The 17,004-nt window shown below is 65.1% G+C and carries 12 protein-coding genes; all 12 read right to left on the bottom strand.

Translation table 11 applies throughout. The features are described from left to right. Nucleotides 1-12 precede the first annotated feature (12 nt). Nucleotides 13-1,125, bottom strand: a complete 1,113-nt coding sequence (locus BWQ92_RS18900; RefSeq protein ID WP_076802167.1) for a branched-chain amino acid aminotransferase — start codon at nucleotides 1,123-1,125, stop codon at nucleotides 13-15. A 100-nt stretch (nucleotides 1,126-1,225) separates the two neighbouring features. Next, a complete protein-coding gene (locus BWQ92_RS18895; protein ID WP_076802164.1) occupies nucleotides 1,226-2,278 on the bottom strand; it encodes a 3-isopropylmalate dehydrogenase in 1,053 nt (350 codons plus the stop codon). A 75-nt stretch (nucleotides 2,279-2,353) separates the two neighbouring features. Further along, nucleotides 2,354-3,121: a class F sortase gene (locus BWQ92_RS18890; RefSeq protein ID WP_076802162.1), complete on the bottom strand. Its 768-nt coding sequence runs from the start codon at nucleotides 3,119-3,121 to the stop codon at nucleotides 2,354-2,356. 73 nt (nucleotides 3,122-3,194) lie between these two features. Further along, the gene (locus tag BWQ92_RS24025; protein WP_216639951.1) at nucleotides 3,195-3,917 is read right to left on the bottom strand and encodes a hypothetical protein; all 723 of its coding nucleotides are present in this window, start codon (nucleotides 3,915-3,917) and stop codon (nucleotides 3,195-3,197) included. A 356-nt stretch (nucleotides 3,918-4,273) separates the two neighbouring features. Continuing rightward, a complete protein-coding gene (gene metG / locus BWQ92_RS18880) occupies nucleotides 4,274-5,833 on the bottom strand; it encodes a methionine--tRNA ligase (RefSeq protein ID WP_076802157.1) in 1,560 nt (519 codons plus the stop codon). 35 nt (nucleotides 5,834-5,868) lie between these two features. Then, nucleotides 5,869-6,624: an ABC transporter ATP-binding protein gene (locus BWQ92_RS18875; protein WP_076802155.1), complete on the bottom strand. Its 756-nt coding sequence runs from the start codon at nucleotides 6,622-6,624 to the stop codon at nucleotides 5,869-5,871. Then, nucleotides 6,621-9,416, bottom strand: a complete 2,796-nt coding sequence (locus tag BWQ92_RS18870; RefSeq protein WP_076802153.1) for an ABC transporter permease — start codon at nucleotides 9,414-9,416, stop codon at nucleotides 6,621-6,623. The genes BWQ92_RS18875 and BWQ92_RS18870 overlap by 4 nt, the downstream gene beginning before the upstream one ends. A gap of 231 nt (nucleotides 9,417-9,647) precedes the next feature. Continuing rightward, nucleotides 9,648-11,237 carry a phosphoglycerate dehydrogenase gene (gene serA, locus BWQ92_RS18865; RefSeq protein WP_076802152.1) on the bottom strand — a complete coding sequence of 530 codons (1,590 nt, stop codon included), beginning with the start codon at nucleotides 11,235-11,237 and terminating at the stop codon, nucleotides 9,648-9,650. A gap of 116 nt (nucleotides 11,238-11,353) precedes the next feature. Continuing rightward, nucleotides 11,354-12,379 carry a ketol-acid reductoisomerase gene (gene ilvC, locus BWQ92_RS18860; protein ID WP_076802149.1) on the bottom strand — a complete coding sequence of 342 codons (1,026 nt, stop codon included), beginning with the start codon at nucleotides 12,377-12,379 and terminating at the stop codon, nucleotides 11,354-11,356. A gap of 86 nt (nucleotides 12,380-12,465) precedes the next feature. Next, nucleotides 12,466-12,978 (bottom strand): acetolactate synthase small subunit, encoded by a 513-nt coding sequence (gene ilvN / locus BWQ92_RS18855; RefSeq protein ID WP_076802147.1) that lies wholly within the window; start codon nucleotides 12,976-12,978, stop codon nucleotides 12,466-12,468. A 2-nt stretch (nucleotides 12,979-12,980) separates the two neighbouring features. Further along, the gene (locus tag BWQ92_RS18850; protein WP_076802144.1) at nucleotides 12,981-14,882 is read right to left on the bottom strand and encodes an acetolactate synthase large subunit; all 1,902 of its coding nucleotides are present in this window, start codon (nucleotides 14,880-14,882) and stop codon (nucleotides 12,981-12,983) included. Between the two features lie 387 nt (nucleotides 14,883-15,269). Beyond that, the gene (gene ilvD, locus BWQ92_RS18845; RefSeq protein ID WP_076802142.1) at nucleotides 15,270-16,991 is read right to left on the bottom strand and encodes a dihydroxy-acid dehydratase; all 1,722 of its coding nucleotides are present in this window, start codon (nucleotides 16,989-16,991) and stop codon (nucleotides 15,270-15,272) included. Nucleotides 16,992-17,004: the final 13 nt, after the last annotated feature.

Raw genomic sequence — 17,004 nt, 5'->3', positions numbered from 1 at the left:
TCGCTAAAAGCCTCAGGCGAGCCGGGTCAGCCAGCCGTGGGTGTCTGCGACGGTGCCGGTCTGGATGCCGAGGAGCTGCTGGCGGATCGCCATGGTGGTCTCGCCTGCCTTCGCATCCTCCGAACCGATGAATTCAGTGGCGTCCTTGAGGACTCCGATGGGCGTGATGACGGCCGCGGTACCGCAGGCAAACACCTCGGCGATGTCGCCGGAGGCAACGCCGTCGCGCCATTCGTCCAGGGTGATCTTCCGCTCCGTGACCTCACGGCCCATGTCCTTGGCAACCTGGATGATCGAGGAGCGGGTCACACCCTCGAGGATGGTGCCGCTCAGCGCGGGCGTCACCAGCGAGCCGTCCTTGAGGACGAAGAAGACGTTCATTCCGCCCAGTTCCTCAACAGCGTTGTCGTTGAACTGGTCCAGGAACAGCACCTGCTTGCAGCCGTTCGCTTCCGCTTCCTGCTGCGCGATGAGGGAGGCCGCGTAGTTGCCGCCGCACTTGGCGGCACCCGTGCCGCCCCGGCCCGCGCGGGCGTACTCGCGGGAGATCCAGATCGAGATCGGCTTCAGCTCCCCGCCGAAGTAGTTCCCGGCCGGCGAGGCAATGACGCGGAAGGACACCTCACGGGCTGCGCGAACTCCCAGGAACGCCTCCGTGGCGATCATGAACGGGCGCAGGTACAGGGCCTCGCCGTCGCCGGACGGAACCCATTCCTTGTCCGCCGCGACAAGTTCGCGGATGGCTCCCAGGAAGTATTCGGCAGGAATCTCCGGAAGCGCCAGGCGGCGGGCGGACTTGTTCATCCGGGCGGCGTTGGCCTCGGGCCGGAAGCTCCAGATGGAACCGTCAGCGTGGCGGTACGCCTTCAGTCCCTCGAAGATCTCCTGGCCGTAGTGCAGCACCGCTGCGGAGGGATCCAGCATGATGGGCCCGTAGGCCTCGATCCGCGCATCATGCCATCCGCCCTGGCCGCTGGCGTCGACCGTGTAGTCAACAATCGCAGTGTGGTCGGTGAAGTGGTCGCCAAAGCCTGGGTTCGCCAGGATGGCTGCACGCTCTTCAGCAGACTTCGGGGTGGCCGAGAGCTGCTGGGTGAATTCGACGCCATGGGCAGTCTGAGTCATGGTTCCTCCACGGTCGGCTGCCTGGCATCTGAAGGTGGTTCAGCGTCGGACCACGGCAGCGATTGGTAATTCAGGTCAAGCTTACGCCTGCTGGCGGAGGCTAAACGGCCGCCGCAATGGCATCACCAATGGCGCTTGTGCTGCGCACTTCACCGTTGCGGCTTTCGACGTCGGCCACCACCGCGGACTCGATCCGCCGGGCAGCGTCGGAGTAGCCCAGGTGGTCCAGCAGGAGGGCTGCGGACAGGATCGCGGCGGTGGGGTCGGCCTTCTGCTGGCCGGCAATATCCGGTGCGGAGCCGTGGACGGGCTCGAACATGGACGGGGCGGTGCGGTCCATGTTGATGTTGCCCGAGGCTGCCAGGCCGATGCCTCCGGTGACGGCGGCAGCAAGGTCCGTGATGATGTCGCCGAACAGGTTGTCGGTGACAATGACATCAAAGCGGGCCGGATCAGTAACCATGAAGATCGTCGCGGCATCGATGTGCAGGTAGTCGTGGGTGACCTCGGGGAATTCCTTGGCCACAGCCTCGACAGTGCGCTTCCACAGGTGGCCGGCAAACACCAGCACGTTGTGCTTGTGGACCAGGGTCAGCTTCTTGCGCGGGCGCTCGTTGGCCCGGCGGAATGCATCGCGGACAACACGCTCCACGCCGTGGGCGGTGTTAAGGGAAACCTCGGTGGCCACTTCGTGCGGCGTGCCGCCGCGGAGGGTACCGCCGTTGCCCACGTAGGGTCCTTCGGTGCCTTCACGGACGACGATGAAATCGATGTTGCCGGGCTCGGCCAGCGGGCTGCCCACCGTGCCGTAAAGCCGGGACGGACGCAGATTGACGTAGTGGTCCAGGCTGAAGCGCAGCTTGAGAAGCAGCTCGCGTTCAATGAGCCCGGACGGAATGCGGGTATCCCCGGGCGCCGCGCCGATGGCACCGAAAAGGATGGCGTCGCGCGTCTTCAGGTCCTCCAGGACAGCATCCGGAAGGGTCTCGCCGGTCTCGAGCCAGTGCCGGGCACCGAGCTCGTAGTGGGTCTGCTCCAGGGTGACCCCCTCGGCGGCCACGACCTTTTCGAGAACCTTCAGGGCTTCGGCGGTGACCTCCGGGCCAATGCCGTCGCCCGGAATGACAGCAAGATTGATGGTAGATGCGCTCATACTTTCAGCGTAGCCAAACCATCCACATTCTGGTCAAAGCGTCTCATTATTCAGACAACAGGAATGTTGGGCGCTTCATTTGGCCCGCAGCGGTGACGCGACCACCGCCACGTTCTTGCCCCAGAGGTCCTGCGTGTAGCAGCTGATCAGCACGAGGCGGTTCGGAACAACTGACCAAATCGGACTGTCCTTCAAGGTGGACTTCGTATAGGTCGTGACTGAGTCCACTCTGTAGGAAAGTTTGGCTTTGGCGGTTACAACGGTGAATACATCCCCCGGGACTGCCGCTGCGCTGAGGTGGTTAAAGGGGGCGTCCTGGCCCTCCCAGCTGTGCCCGATGACGTAGGTCGTGTTGACGGAGCCGACGCCGGGCTGGCCGTACGGTGTGAGCCAGTAGCCGTCCATGGTCTCCGGGGGCACTATGGACCGGCTGTCCATATCTCCACTGCCGGGTTTCAGCGGGTGCACCACCACATCCATGCCGGCAGCAGGATAAATGATCCGCTGCGGAGGCGCAGCTGTTATGGCCTTTGGAGCCGGTGATGGCTTCGGTGCCGCGGGTTTTGCAGCAACGGCGGATTTTGCGGGAACGGGCGCCTTGGTGGTCCCTGCCGGCGCGCCTGCCTTCGGAATCTCCGTTGGGGCCCCGACAGGTGTGTAGCGGACCACCGGTGCGTCCACGGCGGAAGCGGATGATGGGCTGATACCCCCGGCGCCATAGATGAGCCAGGCGGTCAGGATCCCAAGACAGCAGAACGACAGCACAAGGAGGTCCACATAGCTGAGCAGCAGCCGTCGGCTGCCCCCGCGTTCGGTCTCGCTGCTCCGGCGATGCCTGCCCATGGCCCCTCCTCTGCCGGGAATCGGATAGGAAGGCGCCACGCCCAGCAACGTGGCACCCTCAAACCGCTACCAGTCAGCTGCCAAGGTTCCTGGCCCGGGCACCGCCCCGCGCGAGGATAACGCCGGACAGGCCCGCAAAGAGGGCCGTCAAAGTGGCCAGCCAAGCTGGAATCCCGCTTTCTGTTCCCCCGCCTGCGGCCGTTTGCACGTTATATCCCTCGTTGATCGCCGCCGGAGCTGCAACGGGCGCCGCTGCAACCGGCGCCGCCGCTGCAGGGGCCGCCACGGCTGGCTTTGCAACGGGCTTCACCACTGGTGCTGCGGGTACCACGGCCGCCGGGGGTGCTACCGCCGGAGGAGCGACAGCAGGAGGCTGCTCCTCTGCCGGGGGCTGTTCGGCCGGCGGCTCTTCGGCCGGCGGCTCTTCGGCGGGCGGCTCCTCATTCGGCGGCGTTTCGTTGTCTGGGTAGCATTCCCCCTGATGGCCGACGCCGTTGCCGTTGCCATTTCCGCCGTTCCCGTTGCCGCCGTTCCCGTTGCCGCCGTTCCCGGCGTTACCGTTCCCGTAGCCGCCGTTCCCGTTTCCGTTCCCGTTTCCGTTCCCGTTTCCGCCGTTGCCGCCGTTCCCGTTCTCGGCAGCCCGCTCATTGACATCGATCTCAAAGGCCGGGTTCGATTCAGAGCCCGTGTGGTGGCAGACCGTGACCTGCCCGTTGTCCGGCGTAGCAATAGCCGGAATTGTGGTGCCCACGAGTCCCAGACCCACAAGCCCCACCGCCGCGATAGTTCGTCTCATTTCGTGTACCTCCATACCGCTGGACCAAACTGACGGGATCGTTCGCGGCATTCCGTCTCAACGAACCACTGGCTGAAGACACCAAACGGTGGAAGAGAGAGCGATGAATACTTCCGAAAATGCCGGCAGTCTGCTTGCAATCTCAGGGTAGGGTTCGGTCCTGCGGCAGTCCCGAGTAGTCACTACGCCTTATTCTGAGGCCTTCTACTTGGTGGTATCGGCCCCGTAGCCCGGTTGTACCTAGAACTACTTGGATAGGCGGCGTGGGGATGGCATCAAAAAAATCCCCCGTGCCATGGGTGGAACCATGGCACGGGGGATCAGCCGGCAGCGGCACGCCGCCGGGAAAATCACGGTCAGGCTTCCGCGGGCTCCTCGTACTTCGGGAACACCGGCGCGGGGGCGGGCAGGTCGGTGCCCGCGGTGATCGGCGTCCCAATGGCCGAGAACTCCCGGGCTTCCCCCTCCGGCTGGCCGAGGTACCCAAGAAGGGCGGCAGTGGCCGTGGGCATGACGGGCTGGGCGAGGATCGACACGATGCGGAGCACTTCCAGGGTCACGTACAGCACCGTCTGCATGCGTTCGACGTCGGTCTTCCGCAGCACCCACGGTGCCTGCTCGGCGAAGTACGCGTTGGTGTCGCCCAGCACCGTCCAGATCGCCTCGAGGGCGCGGCTGAACTCCTGCTTTTCGAACGCGGCGCGTGCCTGCTCCAGGAGGGCATTGGCCTGGCCCAGGATAGCTGTGTCAGCGTCGGTAAACGCGCCGGGAACAGGTACGCGGCCTTCGCAGTTCTTGGCCACCATGGACAGTGAGCGCTGCGCCAGGTTTCCGAAGTTGTTCGCCAGGTCGGAGTTCATCCGGCCGACGATCGCTTCATGGTTGTAGCTGCCGTCGGCGCCGAACGGGACCTCGCGCAGGAAGAAGAAGCGGACCTGGTCCAGGCCGTACTGCGCCACGAAGTCTTCCGGGGCAACGACGTTGCCCAGGGACTTGGACATTTTGACCCCGTTGTTGTGCAGGAAGCCGTGGATCATGATGCGCTTGGGCAGTTCGAGCCCGGCGCTCATGAGGAAGGCCGGCCAGTAGATGGCATGGAAGCGCGAGATGTCCTTGCCGATGACGTGGACGTCGGCCGGCCAGTACCTCTTGAACTGCTCCGATTCGACGTCCGGGTAACCCGCGCCCGTGAGGTAGTTGGTCAGTGCGTCGACCCACACATACATGACGTGCTTTTCGTCGCCGGGAACGGGCACGCCCCAGTCGAACGTGGTGCGGCTGATGGAAAGGTCCTCGAGGCCGCGCCGGACAAAGCTGATGACCTCGTTGAACCGGGACTGCGGCGCGCCGAACTCCGGCTGTGCCTCGTACAGGGCCAGCAGCTTGTCCTGGTAGGCGGACAGCCGGAAGAAATAGCTTTCCTCGGCGGTCCAGGTGACCGGGGTGTCGGTCTCCTTGGTATACCGTGCCCCGTCCTCCTTGACCACGGTGTCGTCTTCACCGTAGTAGGCCTCGTCCCGCACGGAGTACCAGCCCTCGTACTTGGACAGGTAGATGTCCCCGTTGGCTTCCATCTTCTTCCAGATGGCCTGGGAGGCGGTGTAGTGGTCAGCGTCCGTGGTGCGGATGAACCGGTCGTAGGTGATGCCGAGGGCGGCGTGGGCGGCCTTGTATATTTCGGCGTTCCGGTCCACCAGTTCCTTGGGCGAGATGCCTTCCTTCTCGGCCGTCTGCGCAATCTTCAGACCGTGTTCGTCGGTGCCGGTCAGGAACTTCACGTCGTAGCCGTCGAGCCGCTTGAACCGGGCCATTGCATCCGTGGCGATGTACTCGTAGGCGTGGCCGATGTGCGGCACGCCGTTCGGGTAGGTGATGGCCGTAGTGATGTAGAAGGGGCTCTTGTCTGAGGAAGTCACGGGCAGAACATTACCTTTAGTGCGGAGGAATGGATCTAGATCAGTTCGGTCAGCGTATCGCTCAGCCGGACCAGTTCGTGGTCATGTGACGCCACGAGGACTGCGATGCCGTCGGACGTGGTGTCCTTCAGGATGCTGATAATGCGGTTGGCGGAGGCCCGGTCCAGGCTCGCCGTCGGCTCATCCACCACCAGGACGCGGGTCCCCAGGATCAGGGCGCGGGCGATGGCGACGCGCTGGCGCTCACCGCCGGAGAGCTGCTCGGGGCGGTGCCGCATGCGGCGTCCCAGGCCCACGAGGTCCAGCAGGTCCTTGGCCATCTCGCGCCGCTGCTCCACCTCGCCGTCCGGAACCGCCGGGAGGAGCACGTTTTCGAGCGCGCTCATGCCGTCAATCAGGGCGCCGCCCTGGTCGACGTAGCCGATCAGGGCCCGGCGGCGGTCGGCGATCTCGTCGTCGGACATGGTTTCGAGGGAATCGCCCTCCCACAGCACCCGGCCCGACGTTGGCAGGGTCAGGCCTGCGCCGACGGTCAGGATACTGGTCTTGCCCGAGCCGCTTCGGCCGGCCACGCAGTGCATCTCCCCCGCGTTGAGGGTCAGGTCAAAACCTTCGACGACGCTGACGGCTTCAGACCCGGTCTTGCCCCCGCCGTAGCGGATGGTGATGTTGCTCAGCTCCAGCGGGGTGGCGTGGTCCGCTTCCTTGACAATGGTGTTGGCCCGCGTCTGGACCGGGGTTTCAGCCTCATTGTTCCCGCGCACGCGGCGAAGGTTCAGGTCGTTACTCATTTGACCACTTTCGTTGCAATCGGAATCCAGCAGAGAACAGCCACGAGCCCGGCCACGGCGGCCCACAACGCGGCGTAGGGGGCAAGAACAAGGCCGATGCCCAGGGCACCGAGAATACCCAGCGGCACGGCGACCGCTCCCACCAGGGCGTTTTCGAAGAAGCGGACCTGGCCCAGCATGTCGGGGTTCCAGCCCATCGCCTGCAGCGTTCCGAGGTACCGCCGCTTGGCCTTCAGCTCAAAGCGCCCGGTCACCAGTGTGAGCAGGAGCCCCACTGCCACGCCGGACAATCCAAGGATGATGCTGGGCAGGGCAACGCTGGCGGCGGCCAGGCCGCTGAGGGCACTGGCGCCAGCGGCGCGCGGAATGTCGATCAGCAGGGCGATCAGCCCGCCGACGGCCGAGGCGAACACGCCGACGGCGACAGCCAGCGAGATGGCGTTGAACCGGTGGGTGCTGAGCTGGCGGTTCGCGAAGGTCAGCGGCGAGTCGACGGCAATGAGCTTTTCGTCGTGCTGCGGCTCCTGGCTGACCACTTCGCGGTGGCGCAGCTGCTGGGCGGCGAAGAAGGCCGCGCCCAGGTAAAGGGCCAGCACGGACGCCGAGACGATGGCGGTGGCGATGTTCCAGCTCAGGAGGCTGAGCACGATGCCGGCCACGGCCAGCAGCCCGGCGCCGACGGCGAACTCCTCCAGTACCCAGGACCGGATGCGGCGCTGGGTCCAGCCCATGGCCCGGAGGGTGCCGGCTTCGCTGCGGCGCAGCCGCACGTAGCTGACGGTCGAGGCACCGGTCAGCAGCGCGGCGCCGCACAGGGTGATGAACAGCAGCGTCAGGTTGGTCGCCGTCAGGGAGCCGGCCACGGCATCGGCCGCGTTCTGCCTGACCCACGACTGCTGGACTGTTCCGAGCGCGGACTCCTTGCCGGCGTCGTCCCTGGAGTAGCCGGGAACGAAGATGTTGGCGTCTTCACGGGCAGAACCGGCCACAACGGTGGCTTCCAGTCCCATGTCCCGGATTTCCGCGGCGAGCTTGTCCACCTCAGGCTGGACCTGCTTCCAGCTGCCGGCGGCGCTGGCACGGACGCGCACAGCGTCGATGACAGAGGCATTCTTCTCGTAGCCGCGGGCAGCAGCAAGGCCGTAGTAGTCCGTGATCGCGCCAGCCGACTGGCTGACGAGCCCGGTGGCGCTCAGGGAAGGCTTGAGCGTGGTGTCGTCAACATCCTTGCCCTGTGCGTCCTTAGTCAGGGTCATGGGCGCGGGGTCGTAACCGCCGAGCGGGAGCCGGTTGACATCGCCGGCCGCAGCCTGGACAGCGGCCGGATCGAAGGTGCCGTAGACCATGGCGAGCGGCGTGGCCAGCTTCTTGCCCGTTTCGAGGTTCTCCCGGTAGGAGCGCTCGTCCACGGGGTTGCGCTGGGTCTGGTCCACGGCTTCCCCGGTGACGCTCTTCTCGGGCAGGCGGTTCACGGTGACCCACTCACCCGGGGTGGCGGTCTTGTCCTCTGCGCCGTTGCCGGCAGTCGATCCGTCCTTGTACTTGGGAGCGGCGGCGAAGTTGGTGCTCCAGGTGGCGGGGCTGTAAAGGCCGCGGCTAAAGGCTGCCGAGTTGCCGAGCAGCTCGGAATAGTCGGTGGACCCGGGCCAGGACAGCGCGAAGGGCGACTTGGAGACGAAGGGCAGGTAGTCCTTGTCCAGGGAGCGCTCTGCCGTGCCGACTTCCTTGACCACGTTTCCGGAGTCGTCGATTTCCTCGATTTTCACCGAGTACTTCAGGTCAACAGAGGTGCCGGAACGGACGATTAGCGGGATGGCCTGGGAGTCCTCGGTGAGCTGGCCGTTGCGCTTGGCCTGCTGGTACTGGGTCATGATGGGGGCCCAGTACTTGAGCTTGACGCCGAGGAAGTCCGGTCCCTCCTCGAGTTCCTTCATGCCAATGCCGGTGGTGAAGAGGCTCTCCAGGTGCTGGCCCACCGCCTCGGCGCTGCGGGCATCGGCCGGCGGCGCCTTTTCCAGCGGGGCCAGGAAGTCACCGGCGCCGCCCAGCAGGGCGCGTTCGGAAACGGGGTCGACGGCGACCACGGATTCCGTGACCTCCGGCGCCATGGGCAGCGCAACGGTGAGGTTGAAGAGGTTGTGCTCGGAGCCTCCGGCCGGCGCCGGGAACTTGATGCCCGTTTCGCCTTCGGGGCCGGCGATCTGGACGCTGTTGCCGCCCTCCACCTGCTGCTCCACGAGCTTGCCCTTGCCGAGCGTGCCCTCGGCGGTGGACTTGAACAGGGTGTGTTCGGAGGAACCGTCGGAGCTCGTGGCGCTGGCCGTCAGGCGGTACTTCTTCGGGGTGTCGCTGAGCACGGACTGGGCTTCCGGCCATTTGCTGGGGTCGGTGCCCCCGGGCTGGCCGGCGGTCGCCGTGCCGACGAGGCCCGCGTTGAAGCCCAGGTAGTCCATGGCCTCCAGTCGGGGGGTCTCGAGGTTCTGCGTCACGCGCGAGACCAGGCTGATGGGGGCAGCAACGGAGGTGCCGGAGAGGGCCCGGATCTTCTGCAGCTGGTCGAAGCTGATGCCGCCCTGGCCCGTGGCAATCTCGGGCTGCATGAGCGTGCCGTCCGAGCCGGCCTTGGCCTGGACCAGGATGTCGTAGAGCCCGCGCGAGTTCTGGTCCACGGTCCGGTTCAGCGCAGCCTGCGACTGGGTCTGGACGAGGACGGAGAGGCACATGGCGAAGATCAGAATGGCAGCGGTCAGCAGCAGCACTTTGCTTCTGATGAACCTCTGGACGGCGTTCATTGGGCTCCCTGAAACCTGGATTGCGTGCGCACGCCACTATGACCGCAGAAAGTGGAGGTGTCCCTTGAGGGCGTGCAAAAAGTATTGGCCGGCCTGCCGGCTGGATCCTTGAATTCGAACCTAGCCATTGTACGCAGACCGGCCAATCATACTTGGCCGGGGTGAACTCCAGGGGACGTGGAGTTTACCCCGCGTTAGGACCCTGGTCCCTGCGGACCAGTTCTTCGGGGACTAGTCCTCGAGGTCCACTTCGCGCACCATCTCGGCACCGATGCCGGCCTTGATGGCGTCCAGCACCTGCTGCGGGACGGAGCTGTCGATGGTGAGCAGCGCCAGGACCTGGCCGCCCTCCGCGTTCCGTGCCACCTGCATGCCGCCGATGTTGATGTTGTTCATGCCCAGGATGTGGCCGATCGTGCCGATGACGCCCGGACGGTCCGCGTAGGAGACCACAACGAGGTGCTCGCTGACTGGAATCTCGACGTCGTAGCCGTTCACGCCGACGAGCTTCTGGACCTGCTTGGGTCCGGTCAGGGTACCGGAAACGGAGATCTGGGCTCCGTCGCTCAGGGCGCCGCGCAGGGTCAGGACGTTGCGGTAGTCCTCGGCTTCAGGGGTGGTGATGAGCCGGACGTTGATGCCGCGCTGCTCAGCGATCACCGGGGCGTTGACGTAGGACACCTGCTCGGTGACGACGTCGGCGAAGATCCCCTTGAGAGCGGCCAGTTCCAGGACCTTGACGTCAAGCGCGGCGATCTCGCCGGCAACCTCGACGTCGATCTGGGTCACGGAGGCGTGGGTCAGCGCCGTGAAGATGCGGCCCAGCTTCTCGATCAGCGGGATGCCCGGGCGGACGTCGGGGGCGATCACGCCGCCGGCGACGTTCACGGCATCCGGAACGAGTTCCCCGGCGAGGGCGAGGCGGACGGACTTCGCGACGGAGACGCCGGCCTTTTCCTGTGCCTCGTCGGTGGACGCACCCAGGTGCGGGGTGACCACGACGTTGTCCAGCTTGAAGAACGGCAAATCGGTGCTGGGCTCCTGGACGAAGACGTCCACGGCGGCGCCGGCAATCTGGCGGTCCTGCAGCGCGGTGTACAGGGCTTCCTCGTCCACGAGGCCGCCGCGGGCAACGTTAACGACGTAAGCCGTGTCCTTCATCTTCCTGAAGGCGTCGGCGCCGAGCATGCCAACCGTCTCCGGCGTCTTGGGCATGTGGATGGTGATGAAGTCAGACTGCGCCAGCAGTTCGTCGAGCGTGACGAGCTTCACGCCGAGCTGCGCGGCGCGGGCGGAGGTGATGTAGGGGTCGTACGCGAGGATCTCGGTGGCGAAGCCCTGCAGGCGGGCGGCGACCAGGGCGCCGATGCGGCCCAGGCCGATAATGCCGATCTTCTTCTCGAACAGTTCGATGCCCGTGTACTTGGAGCGCTTCCATTCGCCGTCCTTCAGGGCGGCGCTGGCCTGCGGGATGTGGCGGGCCAGGCTCAGGATGTGGCCCACAGTCAGTTCCGCGGCGGACACGATGTTCGACGTCGGGGCGTTGACCACCATGACGCCGGCCTGGGTGGCGGCTTTGATGTCCACGTTGTCCAGCCCGACGCCGGCACGGGCGATGACCTTCAGGTTCTTCGCGGCGGCAATGGCCTCGGCGTCCACCTTGGTGGCGGAGCGGACCAGGATGGCGTCAACGTCCCCGATGGCAGAAAGCAGCTGGGAACGATCGGCGCCGTCGGTCTGGCGGATTTCAAAGTCCGGGCCCAGCGCCTCGATGGTGGCGGGCGAAAGTTCTTCGGCAAGCAGTACTACGGGTTTTGACACAGCTGATCCTCTGCGTTGAAGTCCTGGGGGTAAATAAAGTCTAGGCGTACGGAAAGGCCGGGCTCACATTGTTAAGTGTGAACCCGGCCTCACTGTCACGCTGAAAGGGGGCAGCCTTAGCGGGCTGCAGAGCCTTCGACGTAGTCCTGGTCCTGCTGCTGCCAGGAGAACAGGGAGCGCAGTTCGCGGCCAACGCCCTCGATCGGGTGCTGCTCAGCCTTGGCGCGCAGTTCCTTGAACTCGACGGCGCCGTTGTCCTGGTCTTCGATGAAGCGCTTGGCGAAGGCACCGGACTGGACGTCTGCGAGGACGGCCTTCATGTTTTCCTTCACCTCGGGGGTGATGACGCGCGGGCCGGAGACGTAGTCGCCGTACTCGGCGGTGTCGGAGACGCTCCAGCGCTGCTTGGCGATGCCGCCTTCCCACATGAGGTCAACGATGAGCTTGAGCTCGTGCAGCACCTCGAAGTAGGCGATCTGCGGCTGGTAGCCGGCCTCGGTCAGGGTCTCGAAGCCGTACTGGATCAGCTGGGACACGCCGCCGCAGAGGACAGCCTGCTCGCCGAAGAGGTCGGTTTCGGTCTCTTCGGTGAAGGTGGTCTTAATGACACCGGCGCGGGTGCCGCCGATGGCCTTGGCGTAGGACTTGGCCAGTTCCCAGGCGGAACCGGAGGCGTCCTGCTCCACGGCGATGATGTCCGGGATGCCGCGGCCGGCTTCGAATTCGCGGCGGACCGTGTGGCCCGGAGCCTTCGGGGCGACCAGGATGACGTCAACGCCTTCCGGTGCCTCAATGTAGCCGAAGCGGATGTTGAAGCCGTGCGCGAAGGCGAGGGCCTTGCCCGGGGTCAGCTTGTCCTTGATGGAGTCGTTGAAGATCGAGCGCTGGTGCTGGTCCGGTGCCAGGATCATGATGACGTCGGCCCATTCGGCGGCGTCGGCAACGTTCTTGACCTGGAAGCCTGCGTCCTCAGCCTTGGCGGTGGACTTGGAGCCTTCCTGGAGGGCGATAACAACCTCGACGCCGGAGTCGCGCAGGTTCAGTGCGTGGGCGTGGCCCTGGGATCCGTAGCCGACAATGGCAACCTTGCGACCCTGGATGATCGACAGGTCTGCGTCGTCGTCGTAAAACATTTCAGTCACTTGCGTAACTCCTCTTGAGTGGATTTTTTGTAGATGTGTGTCTTTGGTGCTGCGTTTCCGGGCGATGCCCCCGCCTAGGCTGTGCCTTACGCGGAGCGTAGCGCCCGATCACTCATGGAGCGGGATCCCCGTCCAACGGCCAAGGTGCCGGACTGCACAATTTCGCGGATACCGAAGGGCTCCAGCACTGAGAGCAGTGCCGTGAGTTTTTCGGGATGGCCAGTTGCTTCAATGACCAGCGAGTCTGTGGAGACGTCGACCACTGAAGCGCGGAACAGGTCTGCAGCCTGGGTCACCTGCAGACGAGTTGCGGCATCCGCACGTACCTTGACCAGGATGTGGTCGCGCTGTACGGAAGATTCGGAAGTAAGTTCAACAATCTTGATCACGTTGACCAGCTTGTTCAACTGCTTGGTGACCTGTTCGATCAGGTCACCGTCGGCGTCGACGACGACGGTCATCCGGGAGATGCCCGGAACTTCCGTCGGGCCGACGGCCAGGGAATTAATGTTGAAGGCACGGCGGGCGAAAAGGCTGGCCACGCGGGTCAGCACACCGGGCTTGTCTTCGACCAGAACGGACAGTGTGTGGCGGCTCATGATCAGTCCTCCTCTTCCCATTCCGGGGTCATGTTGCGGGCAACCTGGATCTGGTCGTTGCTGACTCCGGCGGGCACCATCGGCCACACCATGGAGTCGGGGCTGACCACGAAGTCGATGACCACGGGGCGGTCATTGATTTCCAGCGCCTTCTGGATTGTTGCGTCGATGTCCTCGTCCCGCTCGCACCGGAAGGACGCGCAGCCGTAGGCCTCGCCGAGCTTGACGAAGTCCGGGATCCGGATGGTCTCGTGGCCGGTGTTCAGGTCCGTGTTGGAGTAGCGGCCCTCGTAGAAGAGGGTCTGCCACTGCCGCACCATGCCCAGCGAGGAGTTGTTGATGACGGCAACCTTGATGGGGATGTTGTTGATGGCACAGGTGGCCAGTTCCTGGTTGGTCATCTGGAAGCAGCCGTCGCCGTCGATGGCCCAGACCACGCGGTCCGGCTCCCCCACCTTGGCACCCATGGCAGCCGGAACGGCGTAGCCCATGGTGCCGGCACCGCCGGAGTTCAGCCAGGCGTGCGGGCGCTCGTACTTGATGAACTGCGCCGCCCACATCTGGTGCTGGCCAACGCCTGCCACGTACACACCCTCCGGCCCGGTCAGGGCGCCGATGCGCTCAATGACGCGCTGCGGGGCGGTCAGGCCGTCCTCGGGTTCGGTCCAGCCCAGCGGGTAGGTTTCCTTCAGGTTGTTCAGGAACGCCCACCAGTTCGTCAGGTCCGGGGTTCCGGAGGCGCCGAACTGGGTCCGGACAGCTTCCGTCAGTTCCGGAATGATCTCCTTCACGGAGCCAACGATGGGAACGTCGGCGGTGCGGTTCTTGGAGATTTCCGCGGGGTCGATGTCGGCGTGGATGACCTTGGCGTTCGGCGCGAAGGTCTTGAGGACGCCGGTGACGCGGTCGTCAAAGCGCGCGCCCAGGGTAATCAGCAGGTCAGCCTGCTGCAGGGCCGTCACGGCCGAGACGGTGCCGTGCATGCCGGGCATGCCCACATGCTGCGGGTGCGAGTCCGGGAAGACACCGCGGGCCATGAGGGTCGTGACCACGGGGGCACCGGTGAGTTCTGCCAGCTCGCGGAGTTCGGCTGAGGCGTGGGCCTTGACCACACCGCCGCCCACGTACAGGACAGGCTTGCTGGCGGCCGAGATCAGCTTGGCCGCCTCGCGGACCTGCTTGTTGTGGCCGCGGACCACGGGCCGGTAGCCCGGCAGGTCGATCTTGGGCGGCCAGGAGAAGGTCATCTGCCCCTGCTGGGCGTCCTTGGCAACGTCAACGAGGACCGGGCCGGGCCGTCCGGTCGAGGCCAGGTGGAAGGCCTCGGCCATGACGTGGGGAATGTCGTTGGCGTCCGTCACCAGGAACGAGTGCTTGGTGATGGGCATGGTGATGCCCACGATGTCGGCTTCCTGAAAGGCGTCGGTGCCGATCACGCCGCTGGAAACCTGGCCGGTAATGGCCACGAGCGGAACGGAGTCCATGTGCGCATCCATGATGGCGGTGACGAGGTTGGTGGCACCCGGGCCCGAGGTGGCGATGCAGACGCCCACCCGGCCGGTGACCATGGCATAGCCTTGCGCGGCGTGGCCGGCTCCCTGTTCGTGACGGACCAGAACGTGGTTCATTTTGGAGGCCATCAAGGGGTCGTAGGTGGGCAGGATCGCGCCACCGGGCAAACCGAAAATGTCGTCGACGCCGAGTTCTTCGAGCGAACGGACAATTGCTTCTGAGCCGGTCATCACCGTCGGGGGTACGACGTTGTTCGGCCCAAGGACAGGAGAGGCGGCTGCAGCAGTGTCGACGCCGGCATCAGCCGGCTTGTCGACGCGTTCCGGAGCCTTGGGGGCTCCAGCGGACTTTGAAGCCATCAGCGAGGGGCTGATGGGCGATCCTTTGCTCATCGAACTCTTCCTTAGTGGATCTTGAATTGGTGTTGTGCTTGGAAAACTGAACGTTCCGTCCCGCCCGGAAAATAAAAAAACCCCTCAGCCTGGCGGCTCTTCGAGGGGTTGCGCGTGACAGTTCGTTACCAGTCGGGCTATGGAGCCACGCGCTTGGTAAGTACGACGACTGCATTTGCAGCGGCGCGGCTGGTAACGAGTGCGATCATGCGTTCAGTTTTCCCTCTAAGTGAGATAGGTGTCAACGAAGGTTAACGCTATCTCACCATATGGACATCATTGTCCATTTTTCGGGAAGCTCCCACCCCAAGCGCGCGGCGCAGACGCCGTGTGTTCAGGGCCCCTTGGAGCATCCCTTATTAAGCCTGGTTACCCAGGCCTAAAAAATCACCCGCAGTAGGCGCCCGTGCTGGCGCTGTGGACCAGCTTGGCGTACTTGGCCAGCACACCCTTGGTGAACTTGGCCGGCAGCGGCGCCCAGCCTTCCTTGCGGGCTTCGAGCTCTGCGTCGTCAACGAGCAGGTCGAAGGTGCGTGCTGCGATGTCCACGCGGATCCGGTCGCCGTCCTTGACGAAGGCGATGGGGCCGCCGTCGACCGCTTCGGGCGCAACGTGACCAATGCACAGGCCGGTGGTTCCGCCGGAGAAGCGGCCATCGGTGAGCAGCAGGACGTCCTTGCCCAGTCCGGCGCCCTTGATGGCACCGGTGATGGCGAGCATCTCGCGCATGCCCGGACCGCCCTTGGGGCCTTCGTAGCGGATCACCACGACGTCACCCTTCTGGATCTCGCCGTTGTCCAGCGCGTCCAGCGCGCCCTGTTCACGCTCGAACACGCGGGCGCTGCCTTCGAAGACGTCGGCGTCGAAGCCGGCGCTCTTCACCACGGCGCCCTCGGGGGCGAGCGAGCCGTGCAGGATGGTGATGCCGCCGGTCTTGTGGATCGGGTTGTCCAGCGCGCGAAGGATCTTGCCGTCGACGTCCGGCGGGTTGATGGCCTCGAGGTTTTCGGCGACCGTTTTGCCCGTGACGGTGAGGCAGTCCCCGTGCAGCAGGCCGGCGTCGAGCAGCGCCTTCATGATCACCGGTACTCCGCCGATCTTGTCGACGTCGGTCATGACGTAGCGGCCGAACGGCTTCAGGTCGCCCAGGTGCGGGATCTTGTCCCCGATGCGGTTGAAGTCGTCCAGGCTCAGTTCGACCTCTGCCTCGCGGGCGATGGCCAGCAGGTGCAGGACAGCGTTGGTGGATCCGCCGAAGGCCATGGTGACGGCGATTGCATTCTCGAAGGCCTTCTTGGTCATGATGTCGCGCGCCGTGATGCCGTTGCGCAGCAGGTTGACCACTGCCTCGCCGGACTTGCGCGCGAATTCATCACGGCGGCGGTCCGCCGAGGGCGGGGCTGCCGACCCGGGCAGGGACATGCCGAGGGCCTCACCGATGCAGGCCATGGTGTTGGCCGTGTACATGCCGCCGCAGGCGCCTTCGCCGGGACAGATCGCCTTTTCGATACGGGTGAGGTCTTCCATGCTCATCTTGCCGGCAGCGCATGCACCGACCGCCTCGAACGCGTCGATGAGGGTGACTTCCTTTTCGGAGCCGTCCTCCAGCTTGACCCAGCCCGGCATGATGGAGCCGGCGTACAGGAAGACGCTGGCAAGGTTCAGGCGCGCAGCTGCCATGAGCATACCCGGAAGGGACTTGTCGCAGCCCGCCAGCAGCACGGAGCCGTCGATGCGCTCTGCCTGCATGACGGTTTCCACGGAGTCGGCGATGACTTCGCGGGAGACCAGGGAGAAGTGCATGCCCTCGTGGCCCATGGAGATGCCGTCGGACACGGAGATGGTGCCGAACTGCATCGGGAACCCGCCGCCGGCGTGGACGCCTTCCTTGGCGCCCTGGGCGAGCCGGTTCAGGGAGAGGTTGCAGGGAGTGATTTCGTTCCAGGAACTCGCGACGCCGATTTGCGGCTTGGCGAAGTCATCGTCCCCCATGCCGACAGCCCGGAACATTCCGCGTGCCGGAGCCGCGTGAATGCCGTCAGTGACAACCCGGCTCCGGGGCTTAATGTCAGGCTTGGTGGCGGTTTCAGTCAGGGCGTCCTCACTCATGGGTCAAAGTCTA

The organism is Arthrobacter sp. QXT-31 (assembly GCF_001969265.1).
In the GTDB taxonomy this organism is placed as follows: Bacteria; Actinomycetota; Actinomycetes; order Actinomycetales; family Micrococcaceae; genus Arthrobacter.
The sequence above is the reverse complement of the archived record's forward strand: the minus strand, read 5'-3'. Positions and strand labels throughout refer to the sequence as shown.